Origin of the sequence: Lysinibacillus sphaericus, assembly GCF_000600105.1 — a bacterium.
Taxonomy (GTDB): Bacteria; Bacillota; Bacilli; order Bacillales_A; family Planococcaceae; genus Lysinibacillus; species Lysinibacillus sphaericus.
This window is the reverse complement of sequence record NZ_CP006837.1, coordinates 654340-667472: the sequence shown is the minus strand read 5'-3', so window position 1 is coordinate 667472 and position 13133 is coordinate 654340. Positions and strand designations below refer to the sequence as shown.

Sequence of the window (13133 nt, the reverse complement as noted above, 5' to 3'; positions counted from 1 at the left end):
CCACGAGCGCGTCTGGAACGAAAATAAAAAATCCCTCTCTGTATTGAGAAGGATTTCATTTTCTATCACACATATGGAGGTTCTTTTAATATAAAAAAGACATGAACTAAATTTCGCGCAAGTTCACATGGCTTGCTTTTTTGTTCTAGTAAATTCGTTAATATTAAACGTTCAAAAGAGCCAACAAAACTATCCGCAACTATTTTGATATCGATATTTTGTAATTTAAACAATCTATCACAATCATGTCGATAAACTAGCTCAATAAATCGCTGTGTAAGCTGCGATTTAACGCTTGATGATTGTTTCGATTCAAAAAAGCCAATTTTCGTTAACTTTGGATTTTCAATAATATAGAGAAACATCAAATATAATTTATGTTCTAGCATATGAATAAAGCCTTCCAGCCCTTTTTCAGCCTGTTCGGAATGATTGTCCATAATCTCATAAAACCCAAGCTGAAATTGTATGTTTAAGTCCTCATAAAGCGATTCTTTACTTTTAAAATATAAATAAAATGTGGGCTGTGTTACATCTGCTGCTTTCACTATATCGCTTATTTTCGTAGCATGGTATCCCCTTTCAGCGAAAAGCTCCACAGCCTTTTCCAGTAATAATTGTTTACTTTTTTCACCGTTTGAGTTGATTTTCCTACCTCTTGCCATCATTGTCACCTTACTCTGTTAAAAATTATTACCCTGTTTAAAAATTAATTTTAAATAGTAAACCATCACAAAACCCAACATTTTACTTTTCACTATCTGAATAATGTTAATTATAATATAATTCCAAAAATTACACTATGCATATTCAACAAAATATGATGTTTGGTACTTTTCTAATCTATTGAAAAGCAATGTAATAAGCTAAAAGCATTACCTTAAACAAAATTGATTTATGCTTGACAAGAAATACAAAAAGCATGCTGGAAGTACTACTTCCAACATGCTTTTCGTGCATTTTATTTTAACCATAATGATTATTGCTTTAATAACTTCTTTTTCAGTTTATCCGTAAATTCTTTTACTTCTTTGATGCCAAATACTAAGTAGGAACCTACAAAGACAGCAATAAAGATAGCTAGACCTACAATAAACGTTAACCACTTATATTCAAATACTAAATAGTGGCTGGAGTAATACATAACTACAGCAATGACTATTATTGGTGGCATTGCTCTGAAAAATTGTAACTCTTTGCTAAAGATGCCCATCTTCAAGTCATATTTAGGTATTGCATAAAAAATTAGCATCATAAAGTTTGTAATGGAACTTATTAATGTGCCCCATGCAATTGCCTCAGCACCGTAATTTTCAACCATCAACATAATAACAGCAATATTGACACCAAATACATTGATTAAACTAAAAATAACTGGCGCCATGGAGTCGCCCTTTGCATAATAGAAACGCGTGATATACGTATTCGCCGCTAAGAAATACATGGACAACACGAATATTGCTAAAACAGGTGCAGTTATCGCTGTTGATTTTGCATCAAAATTACCATACTGGAATATCACCTGAACCAAGTTTTCTGAGTAAAAATAAGAATATATTGTTACTGGTACAAGTAGCAATAGTAGATAGTGTAGCCCTTTAGAATAAAGGCTCTTGATTGACACAAGGTCATTGTTGGCTTCTTTTTGACTCAAAATTGGATAAATTACTGTTGTCACAGCTGTAATTAAAATCGCTTGCGGGAATTGCATTAGCTTGGAAGAATAGTTCACAGCTGCCACAGCCCCCTCTGAAAGCATACCAGCAAAAATACGCTGTAACAAAGCATATAATTGAATTGTCGCTCCTCCAAGCATAATTGGTAAGACCATAATCCAAAGCTGCTTGGAGGAGATATTATGTTCAAATGAAAACCCGACTTTATGGGAATCTAATTTGCGATAACCAATTATTAAGAAATACAACATAATCGCCGCACTAGCTAAGGCACTTATACCGTATCCAAGTGCTTTAATACTTTCAATTTGAGATAACCCAACGGCAATGACTAAGAAAATCGCGTTGTAAATTAAAATGGCAAAGCTCGATAAGTGGAATTTTTCATTGACATTCAGTAAACCACTATACCAAGAAGATAAAACAAGTAAGATAGATGAAGGCATCATCCAAAAGTACAAGTTTTTCAATAAATCTAACTCACTTTGACTATAATCTTCCTTATTTTTACCTTGATTAAACATATCCATAATGGGATTGGTAAATGCTAATAAAATAATCGTCATAATAGACACAGTCAACAGTACAATCGTAAAGGACTGTTTTACAAATAATGCTCGGTCTGTTGTTTCTCGATTATAAATTGAGATAACGGCTGTCGTAAAAGCACCACCAACTACTAAATATAAAAAATTCGGGATGGTGTAAGCTGTGAAAATACTATCCGCAGTATGGGAGCTCCCAAATTGGATACCGATAATTATTTCACGTAAAAAGCCGAAAACCCGGGCAACGATATTAATAATCGCTACTGCCCCTACAATTTTAATAAATTTATTCATAAGTCATCCCTACCTTTAATGGCCGACTTATAAATGTCTATACATCTAGCTGTAATATTTTTTTCATCGTGAATAGCTAATATTTCATTAACCGCTTCACGATTCATATATTGATCTTTCGGCGTGTTCACTGCACGCAGCATCTCCTCAGATAAAGCCATAGCGTTCCCAGGCTCCACTAAATGCCCGGCCCCTTCACCAAGTAGCGATACAAGCCCACCTACTTTAGAAGCGATGACAGGCGTATCTGTTGCTAGTGCCTCTAATGCTACAAGACCAAAACCTTCTAAATGTGATGGTAACACAAAGACATCACTTGCCTGGAACCACTTTACAAGTTCTTGTTGTTTTAGTGGGTCTATAAATTTGACGTCTTCACTGAAGAATGGTTGCAAGGATTGGAAAAAACTTTCATCTCTTCTAGATCCTATAATTTTTAGCTCGATAGGTCGCTCCACTTTTGTTTTTAACATTTGGAATGCCTGCAAAAGTTCCTCAACGCCTTTTTGCTTAATGACATTGCCTACAAAAAGAAAAATAAATGGTTCTTTCGCTAATTGCAATTGTTGACGTACTTCAGCCTGGCTCCCCTTTGAAAATACATGACGATTGACACCCATGCTAACAACAGAGATTTTGTCGGGTGCTATATCAAAGTCTTGCTCGATTTGTTTTGCTAACACGGGACCTACTGCAATAACATGGTCACTTTCACGTAAAATGCTCGCTGTCCAATTGCGAATTCTCGCATTTTTCTTTGCCATACGTTCAATGTCCCCACCATGAGCAGTAACAATGTACGGTATACCAAACATTTTCTTTAAAAGTAACGATAACATCCCTGAAGGAAACACATAGTGTGCATGTGTTACATCGATTGATTTTCGATATTTCAAACCCTTCATTAATGTAGAAAATCCCCATTTAGCATATTTGACAATTGTGTTTTTCTTGCCTGTAGCTGGGTTTGTATTCACTGCTATTTCAACGTCTAGTCCAGCTTTTTCAAGTGCTGTCACTTGGTTTTTTACAAAAATACCGAATGATAAATGATCAGATGAAGGATACATATTACTAATGACGAGTATTTTTTTCATAGACGTGTCACTGCCTTTTTCATTAATTCCTGACCATACATGGCCTCTTTATGAATATGTGTAGCAATTTGTTTCGTCTCTGCAATTGACTGTTCCCAATTGCTACTTAGTTTGCCAACTAATTTAGAAAGAGCTTTCTCATCATCTTCTATATCCTGCATCTGTAAGCATCGATCTGATGCGCCGACAAAGGACATAAAATCCTGCACCTTTGTATGATAGGATACAGCAATAATGGGAGTCTCTGAATTGGTCGCCAATATTAGCGAGTGTAAACGCGTACCAATTATAATATCTTGCTCGCCTGTAACTTCAAGTAAACGTTCAGGCACAAGATTTTCCTCAATTATTTCTGTATGAGCATGATGTTGCATTTTTTTCTGAATATCTTTTGTCACGGTTACATCTTGCGGAAACTTTGTTGCAAAAAATGTAATGTGAACGTTTTGCTCAGAAATGACTTGATCTAAATTTTTCGCCATACCTGTTACATATGCATCGTATTTTGCTACATTTCCTTCTGGCCAATAGTTTGCATTATAGTACGGAACAGCTGAAACACCAATTTTTATTGGCTTTTCCGCGTAATCTTTGCGCTCCCCTTTTAACGTAAATGCAGGGTCACCAATGACTTCTATCGGTTTTTTGACCCCAATACTGTGTAAAAGTTTTTTAGACTGAGGATCACGCACAGAGATATTTGCTGCATAACGACACATAACACGGATACTAATTTTTCCTGAAAATGTATCTAGTGGTCCTGCACCACATCCGTAAATAATGTAGGGAATATTATTTTGTTTTGCCATCATTGCATATGTTCCATAAAGATGGGCCTCACGCTTATAAAAATCCATTAAAATACCACCACCACCAATAATGAGGAGGTCAAAGTTTGCTACATATTGTTTGTTATTTTTATACGTATGGATAAACGTTTTATATAAGTTGCCCTTTTTATAATACAATGGATAGCTATGTACCCCATAACGCGCGGATGTTTGTTGTGTGTTATTACTAAAAACGGTAATGTCGTCACTCGTTACCGAAAATGTTTGTTTTACTTGTTGAAGAATGCCGTATAATATTGATTCATCACCATTATTATCATTGCCGTAATTCCCCACAATGCCTATTTTCATTAAAAAACATCCTTTTACTTTTTAATACAGAGATTATACCACAATTGCACTTATTCGTTCTTTTTAAAAATAGTAAAAAAAAGGGGAGCCCCGAATTTCAACGAGATTCCCCCCTTTTCTAGCACCTTATGACAATACTAAATCCTATAAAACAGCAAAAAAGTACTACTTTATTTTTGCTTCTGCTAGTCATCTATTGCTAACTTTTACTTATGAATTGCTCTATAAAGGAACAAACCGAAATGTGCTCGACTAATCGCTTCATTTGGTTTAAAAATGTTACCATCATAGCCTGTCGTAATTTTGTTAGCAGCTAGTTGTTGTACAAATGTATACGCCCAATGATCTTTTGGAACATCCTTAAAGGCAATACCACTTGTTCCATTTAATTGATATGCGATTGCAACAATTTTCGCCATTTGTGCTCGTGTTAATGTTGCATTCGGGTCAAAAGTATTGTTTTCGCGGCCACTCATAATGCCTGCTTCTACAACGGCTGCAATTTCTTTAAAGTAAATGTGATTTGCCGGTATATCTTTGAAGTTTGGATTTTTCACATTTTTTGTATTTAAACCTAGTGCACGGCTAATAATGACAGCTGCATGTGCACGTGTCAGTTTGTCATTCGGTCTAAATGTTCCATCAGCCTGTCCCGTAATAATATTTTGAGACGTTAAATATTCAATCTCTTTAAAGTATACGTAATTATTTGGAATATCTTTAAATAGCGCTGGCTTCGCTACAGTAACCGTAGCAACTTGACTCTTCGTACCTAAAGTTGCAATGACCTTACCTGTTGTACCAGCATTTTGTGCGGTAAACTTACCATCGCTTGTAATGGTACCAATATTGCCTTCTACGGACCATTTCACTTGAGATGGATCATAAACAATCGGCTTACCTGCATCATCTTTTGCGTCGATAGTAAATTTCACAGATTCACCTGCTCCAACTGTTTTAGAGCTTGGCGTAACAGCCATTGTTGTAGGAGCATCTACTACTTTGACTTGGAATGATTGTACCGCGGCGCCATCATAGCCGATGTAAATGCGTTCCTCACCAGCTTGCGTTGCTGTATAGCTTAAACCATTAATCTGTAATGTTTGGTTTTGAGAAGCTAACGTTACATGACCATCTAGTGGTAGTGTCGTAAAGTTATCATCTAAAACGTATTGTACTGCGACACTCGATGAAGCACCTACTAACAATGTTGCATAGTTTGTACTATTCGTAAATTTAATGTGTTTCGCCTTGCCATTTGGCGCCGTACTTACCGCTTGTAGTGTGGCAGATACAAGACGTTGTGTATTCCCTGAATTAGAAGGTAAATTCGCTAAAACAACATTATTACTGCCGTAGTTTCGAATTCCCATCGTTGTTGAACCACCGCCATCTAAATTAAGGGCTCTATCAACCCCAAGTGCCACTAAATAATTAGCAAGTTGCACCATATTCATGCCCTTACTATGGCTTTGACGTCCGTCTACTGTAATAAAATGTACAGTTTGTCCATTATTACTTGTAGCCACTACTGTACGTGGCGCAACTTCTTTTGCACGTGAACTTGTTGTGCTCATCATAATATAAGGTTTGCCATCCTTTACTAGATAAGGACCGCTAGCTAAGATAAATTGTGCATTTTGCCAAAGTTGGTCAATTGAAAAGTTAACACTCATTTCATCGCCAACCGCTACATGGCTTAACTTTTTGTGCCAATCGCCACCCTGTAAAGATACAACGAAGCCAGTAGATGGAATCGTTAATTTATCTTTCGAACCGTAAGGCTTAATTTGTGTGACTTTACCAGTTAACGTTTGACCAAATGTATTTTCTGTAATCGGTGAACCTGTGTCTACTACCATTTCAAATCCGAATTCATTTGTATCTGTTGTTTTACTATAAAACTGTGGTGTGTAAATAATCGCTTCATTTATATTACGAATACGATTTAAGCCTGACATTTCATATTTCGTGCCATTATGGGCTAGTGTGACGTCAAAATCAAAATAATCAATGACCCCACGACCATCCGAATTCATACCAAAAGCCGTTGGAACGTTCATATATTGGTCGGAACCGTTTGAAACTGCACCACCATTTAAAATAACATTATTTTTAGCTAGTAAAAATAATGGATAGCCTTCAGACATATTATAAAAACTTGCATTAATAGCACCAACTACTCGATTTCCCTCACGAGAATGACGATTCGCATTTGCTACTGTCGATTCTTTTCCATTGACTGCTGCGGGCATTCCTAATTGTACTTCTGTCGTTGCATCACCAACATTAATCGTTAAGTGATTAATAGAGTTTGTATAGGTATTGCTGTATGTATATTGGTTATACTGCACACCTTTTGAAAGTGGGTAATCCTTCTTTACTGTTTGAAATGCATAGGCATTTAGCGGACTAACAACAATCGACATCATTACAACTAAAATCAGTAAAATTTTTGCTATTCTTTTCATTTTTCGCGCTCCTCATGAAATGTAGAGCCCTCACCTTCCCTTCTATGTTTTTCTTCTATAAGATTATCAAAAATATGCCAAAATAGCTATGGAACATTTAAGCTATTTTCCAGTTTCATATAATTGGTAAAAAAACTGTTTATATTGACGCATTTTATGATAATACGCATATTTAACCTTATCTCAACTCTTTAACTTTGGTAAAATGATGTTAAAGTTTAGGAGGTTAAAAAATATGAAAAAACTATCAATCATTGCATTGATTATGACAATAGTTAGCTTGCTCTTTTGGCAACCCCAACTAGCATCTGCCGATGAACTTTCAGGGCATGCACACGAAAAGGGTCTTCGTTATTTAATTTCAAAAAATGCTATAGTAACGGATGCTAATGGCAGTTACCGCCCTAATGACAATGTTACACGCGGAGAATTTGCTTCGTATTTAGCAAAGGTCATGAAGCTTGAAGGGAATAACGGTATGGTATTTACCGATGTACCTGATACATATGTGTATGCAACCGATATTCAGCTTGCTGCTACAGCCGGCATTATAACTGGCTACATAGACGGGTCATTTAAGCCTGATGCTGCCATTTCAAGACAACATATGGCCATTATGTTGGAGAGAGCTATTGATTATTTAAAAATTCCTAAAGGTACGTCATCCATTACATTTAAGGATAATGCTTCTATTATTAAAGACTACCGTTCTGCTGTAGCAATCGGTGCACAGTTAGGCATCATCATTGGTTCTGATGGCTACTTTATGCCCGAAAAAAATGCAACAATTGGACAAGCTGCAACGTTCATTCAACGTTTGATGTTACTAGCTGGTGATGGAGCTGCCGACGTCTCAACGTATGCGATTAAGGAAATTTCAAATGGTACACTAGTTGGCAATCAAGGCTTTTCAAGCTTTGAAGCTGCTGAAAAAGCAATCACAAAAAATACACAAGTGATTGTCCAAAAAGATAAAATTGTGAAAATGTCCTCCGGCTATGTTGTCACGAATAATTATGTTGCACTTTATTCTGAAACGATTAAAGATCAAATCGCTGTTGCAGGTAATACAGAGATGGAATATATCAGCAGTGATGCCACACAAGTAAAAGTGAGATTAGCAGGTCAGGTTGGCTATTTAAAACAAGCAGATGTCACGTTAATTCCTTTTTCCCTAAGTAAAGGACGCTCTTACTACTCCGTCGAAAATGGTGAAATTAAACATACGCTATACGATTACAAAACAAATAAATATTCTTCAAGCTATGTTTACGGAAAAGCACCTGCCTTCATGAAACAAGGTGAAAAATACTATAGCTGGAATGGCATTTATTTCACCAATGGAAATAGTTCTTCGAAAGGTGAAGCTTATAACTATTATCAATTTTTACCTGCACGCGCAACAACTCAGTATACAGCAGAAGAAATTGATGCTTACATTTTGAATAAGCTTGCTGAGATTGAAAGTACAGGTATTACGCTTTATAAAGATGCTACAACAAAAAGTAAGTTAATTGGTTTAGGAAAGACGTTAAAAGAAGTTGAGGCAAACTCAAAAATTAATGCCATGCTAATATTGGCACTTGCGCAACATGAAAGTGCTTATGGTATGAGTGACCATGCCCAAAACTTAAACAACCTATTTGGTTTATATGTTTATGACACAAACCCACTTAACAAAAAATTCGATAGCGTCGCTGCTAACATTAACGAACTTGTTGAGAAGTTTTTACAACCAAACTATATAACGCCAGGTGGTTCTCCAGGTAGAAACTACGCAAATGGTGCTGTAGTTGGTTCTAAGGCACTTGGCTTTAACGTAAAATATGCATCCGATCCATTTTGGGGTGCAAAAATTGCTGGCCACTACTACCGTGCTGAAAAAGCATTAGGCTTCAAAGATGCAAATAATCCATATAAAATTGGCTTAACAACTACTGCGGGGTTAAATGTTCGTTTAGAGACTTCAACTAGTAATAGTCCACTCTTCACATATGTGCGCAGTGGTATGCCAGTTATCATCGTTAACACGGACATCAATGGCTGGCATGAAGTACTATCTGATAAGCTTCATACAGGCTCTGCTTACATTAGTAAAGATTATATTAAGCTGATAGATACAGTGAAATAAGAAATAGCGCCAATCCAATAGCTAAAATTGGATGGCGCTTTTTTATGATTTCATCGGTGTGGGTGTGACTTACCCGCGGAATGCACATGTTTACCCGCGATTTTTTGTGACTTACCCGCGAAATATAGCTGTTTATCCGCGAATCACACACGTTTACCCGCGATTACAAAAACAAAAGGGCTGCCTAAAATAGGACAGCCCTTCATTATTAATATTTAAGTTTTCTTTGCTCGGTTTTAATAATTGCCGATGCAATGACGACGAAGCCTAACATTAAAATAAAGATTAAATCAAGTAATCCAGTGTGCATAGACACGGTAAACAATGTAATGACAAATGCGTACGCTACTGAGTGGAAACTACGAATGCCACCTTGTTTCACTTTATTATAGATTAATGAAATTAACACACCGTACAATAAGAAACCAATTGCCACAAGCGCATAGCCACCATCTAGGAATAGCTGTCCAATAAAGGTTGGTGTTGTCGTTCTTGTAGGTCGTGTAATAAATTTACCTTCTTCCACACTTAAAGAGTTAACAACCTCTGTCACCTTCATACGTGGTGAAATTTGCTCACCAGGAAGAATCGTATTAAAGATACCTTTATGAATTTGACCGTTTAAATAGCCCTCTTCTTGTGTGTACTCAATAATTTTACTTAAAACGATATGACCTGTTACACTTTCACCATTTAATGAACGCATCCATTTTGGCGTTAAGTTTACTTTTTGCTCAACTGTTAACAGTTTTTCTTTTTCCGTCTCTGTCAGTTCTACATCTGGTTGATCGCGATTATTAAATTCTTTCGTAGTATCTTCTGTCACCACGCGTAAGAAACCGAACATTGAGAATGCTACACCAATAACAAATAATGCCGTTAAGAACCAAGTTAATTTTACACGTTTCACAACATAGTGGAAAATAATAATTCCAGTAAATAGCATAATAATTAAAGGCGTACGATAGCCCATTAATAGGAATAGGAACATTACAACAGCAAAGATTGAGCCGTATATTATTGCTTTCTTCCACGTCATATTCTTTTCTAAAATCATTTTGTAAGATAATAATAGTAAAATTCCATACCATAATAACTGGCTAAAGAAATTTAGTTTTGGATCAAGATTACGACGATTGGATTCATCGGAAATTCCTAAACCACCGCCAAAGATCATCATTAAATAAGACGCTAATCCGATTAACGTTAATAACACAACAAAGTGAATCACATATTTTCCTAAGAACGATAGCCCAAATGTTGGGATTGTCCACTGTAATCTATCGATTATATATACACCAAGGTAATAGCAAACAAGCGCAACTAATACTGCTGGTAAAATGGATACACGAACATTAAATAATTCAAATCGATGAAAATCAAATAGACTCGTAAAGAAATATAGCACTAATATAAAAGGTAAAAAGAAATACGGTGAAAACGTATCAATCTTATTGACCTTTGTGAAAACTTGCTTCAGTTTATTCATACATGTAATACATCTAAAAAGATGTTATTGCCCTCCTCTATCATGAATCAATAGTTGTCATCACTATTATATTCTTTAGTTTTCCCTACAAAAACAAAGGTTATTATATCATAAATACGGTTAGACTTATAGAAAGGATTGAATTGAATTTACATAAAAAAGCTAAAAAATTTCATTTTTACCTAATTCTCTGCGAATCAGTTAATATTTAGGTGTATGATGAAATTTAGTAATACCAGTTTTGAGAAAAATAATAAAAAGCAAGGATGTGGATTTATTGAAGAAATATGTTATTTCCTTCATCGCTGTCTGTGCTTGTTTGCTTGTTGCAATGCTATCTCCGATAAAGGCCCAAGCTACAACACAAAAAATCGGCATTGTTTTCTCTGAAAGTAGTGAAAAATATGCCAACACTACACACCCTGGTGGTACATATGAGGGACAAACAGTATCTCCAAAGGTCGACTATAGCTCAACGTATAACAAAGAACTTAAAGCATACCTTTTATATCAGCAACAAGGCTTCCATGTAGAGAAAATTTTCGAAAAGGACTTAAACAACCTAGAAAACTTAAGTCAATATGATGCAATCGTCTTTCCATATACGGTCATGATGAATCATCAACAACGCGAAAATATCAAAATATACGTTCGAAATGGTGGCGGTGCTATTTTTGCATTCCAAACAGCACGTAATGAATCAGCAAAATTTCCCAAGGCTGGTCAAATGGATCTTTCTCCATTAATCTACGATGTCGACTCTTGGGTGATGGAATGGGATAACTTATCAGAAGTTTTCAATGCACGCTTTATCGACGATATTGTGCTAGGTAACGCGACCATTAGCAATGCAAATTCAGTTCACCCAATTATCCAAAACGCCACAAAAGAGCTCGGTAAAAGCACGCTTAGTCTGACAAAATCGGATAAAGAGTGGGTTGAAATTATAAAACCTTGGCAAGGTGGCTCCGCTTCACCGATTTTATATTTCTCGAATTACAACTATACCGATAAGCCACAAACGATGAAGAAAAATGAATTTGGTGCAGCTCATGCTATTGAATATGGCAAAGGAAGAGTTGTACAAATCGGCTTCAAAATTTTCGATTATATGACGATTAATTTGAAAGCAGACTGGCAAGACAATGAAAACGGTGCTGCTTACTCGACCACACGGGGCGACACAGATGCTCAAGTATTTATGAAGCACGCTTTACATTGGGTTGCCGAAGATCACGATGGATATGTGCCACGCCGCTATAATCTTTCTCTATACTCTGACGGTGTGCAAAGTTATGTAGCGCCATCTGGTCAATTTGTCTTTTACTCTACAGTAACAGTAAAAAACAACGGTAATGTGCCTGCTCGTGGTACGTTAAAAGTAGAAATTGTTGATGCGAACGACCGTATTGTCGGAAAGGGGCACGATCGTTACATACCAGGTCTAGCCGCAGACGCGACAACATCGAACGCAGACCGGAAAGATATTAGTACCCACTCGGAAAAATATCAAATCTTGATGCCTGGAAATTTAGCCGCTGGAACGTATACGATACGCACTTCCTTCATTGAAGGTCGTGATGATCGTAAAAATGCAGACGAAAAATTTGCAACTATTGCAGAAATTAAAACGCTCACACGCACAAAAGGTTCCAATAAGGCCTCTATTGGCACTGCCTCTTTCTTCCAAGATGTACCAAAACCAAGTGCTGCTTATGATGATATTAAAAACTTACATGCACTGGGTGTTGTGAAAGGCAGTAACGGCAAATTTAATCCCCAAGGCACATTAACACGCTTGCAAGCTACCGAAATGGTGTTACGTGCACTAGGGATTTCACCTTTAAGTTCAGCAACATTGAACGCCAGTGATATTAAAGCAGGCGATTATGGTTATTCAGTATTAGCTACAGGCGTTCGTTACGGGATTATTACTTTAGAAGATGGTAAAATCAACGCGCACCAACCAATGACGCGTGCTGCTATGGCACATGCACTTGTTAAAGGTTTTAAGTTACAAGGCTATTCTAGTAAATCATTTTCTGACGTTCCTACATCTCATATCTATTTTAAAGATATTCAAGCGCTCTATGCGTTAAATATAACAACGGGCTATGCAGATCAAACATTTAAGCCAAACAATACAGTTTCCCGCCAAAACTTTGCTCAATTTGTTAATCGTACGTTACACGCAAATGCGAAATAGATTTTGATTAGGATCAAAATCTACTATCGCCAGTTAAATCCAAATAAAAAAGAGCTACACAGTTCATATTTTGAACAAT

The 13133-nt window shown here is 36.4% G+C and carries 8 protein-coding genes; 2 read left to right on the top strand and 6 right to left on the bottom strand.

Annotated elements, in window-relative coordinates; genetic code table 11:
• Positions 1-65 precede the first annotated feature (65 nt).
• The 5 genes from T479_RS03030 to T479_RS03010 form a co-directional block, all read right to left on the bottom strand.
• A complete protein-coding gene (locus T479_RS03030) occupies positions 66-665 on the bottom strand; it encodes a TetR/AcrR family transcriptional regulator (protein WP_025218625.1) in 600 nt (199 codons plus the stop codon).
• 314 nt (positions 666-979) lie between these two features.
• The gene (murJ, locus tag T479_RS03025; protein ID WP_025218624.1) at positions 980-2518 is read right to left on the bottom strand and encodes a murein biosynthesis integral membrane protein MurJ; all 1539 of its coding nucleotides are present in this window, start codon (positions 2516-2518) and stop codon (positions 980-982) included.
• Positions 2515-3615, bottom strand: a complete 1101-nt coding sequence (locus T479_RS03020) for a glycosyltransferase (RefSeq protein ID WP_024362452.1) — start codon at positions 3613-3615, stop codon at positions 2515-2517. The genes murJ and T479_RS03020 overlap by 4 nt, the downstream gene beginning before the upstream one ends.
• Positions 3612-4757: a polysaccharide pyruvyl transferase family protein gene (locus T479_RS03015; protein WP_025218623.1), complete on the bottom strand. Its 1146-nt coding sequence runs from the start codon at positions 4755-4757 to the stop codon at positions 3612-3614. The genes T479_RS03020 and T479_RS03015 overlap by 4 nt, the downstream gene beginning before the upstream one ends.
• 206 nt (positions 4758-4963) lie before the next feature.
• Entirely contained in the window at positions 4964-7228 is a 2265-nt protein-coding gene (locus T479_RS03010) for an S-layer homology domain-containing protein (protein ID WP_025218622.1), read from the bottom strand.
• A gap of 235 nt (positions 7229-7463) precedes the next feature.
• Between T479_RS03010 and T479_RS03005 the strand changes: the two genes are divergently transcribed.
• Positions 7464-9359: an S-layer homology domain-containing protein gene (locus T479_RS03005; protein ID WP_025218621.1), complete on the top strand. Its 1896-nt coding sequence runs from the start codon at positions 7464-7466 to the stop codon at positions 9357-9359.
• 208 nt (positions 9360-9567) lie between these two features.
• Here T479_RS03005 and T479_RS03000 read toward each other — a convergent pair whose 3' ends face one another.
• Positions 9568-10848 (bottom strand): membrane protein, encoded by a 1281-nt coding sequence (locus T479_RS03000; protein WP_024362448.1) that lies wholly within the window; start codon positions 10846-10848, stop codon positions 9568-9570.
• Positions 10849-11125: 277 nt separating this feature from the next.
• Here T479_RS03000 and T479_RS02995 point away from each other — a divergent pair, with 277 nt between their 5' ends.
• A complete protein-coding gene (locus T479_RS02995; protein WP_025218620.1) occupies positions 11126-13054 on the top strand; it encodes an S-layer homology domain-containing protein in 1929 nt (642 codons plus the stop codon).
• The last annotated feature ends 79 nt before the right edge of the window (positions 13055-13133 follow it).

Excerpts from the sequence above, each read along its gene's own strand:
- T479_RS03030 (WP_025218625.1), bottom strand. The coding sequence starts at position 665 with ATGGCAAGAGGTAGGAAAATCAACTCAAACGGTGAAAAAAGTAAACAA.
- murJ (WP_025218624.1), bottom strand. The coding sequence starts at position 2,518 with ATGAATAAATTTATTAAAATTGTAGGGGCAGTAGCGATTATTAATATC.
- T479_RS03020 (WP_024362452.1), bottom strand. The coding sequence starts at position 3,615 with ATGAAAAAAATACTCGTCATTAGTAATATGTATCCTTCATCTGATCAT.
- T479_RS03015 (WP_025218623.1), bottom strand. The coding sequence starts at position 4,757 with ATGAAAATAGGCATTGTGGGGAATTACGGCAATGATAATAATGGTGAT.
- T479_RS03010 (WP_025218622.1), bottom strand. The coding sequence starts at position 7,228 with ATGAAAAGAATAGCAAAAATTTTACTGATTTTAGTTGTAATGATGTCG.
- T479_RS03005 (WP_025218621.1), top strand. The coding sequence starts at position 7,464 with ATGAAAAAACTATCAATCATTGCATTGATTATGACAATAGTTAGCTTG.
- T479_RS03000 (WP_024362448.1), bottom strand. The coding sequence starts at position 10,848 with ATGAATAAACTGAAGCAAGTTTTCACAAAGGTCAATAAGATTGATACG.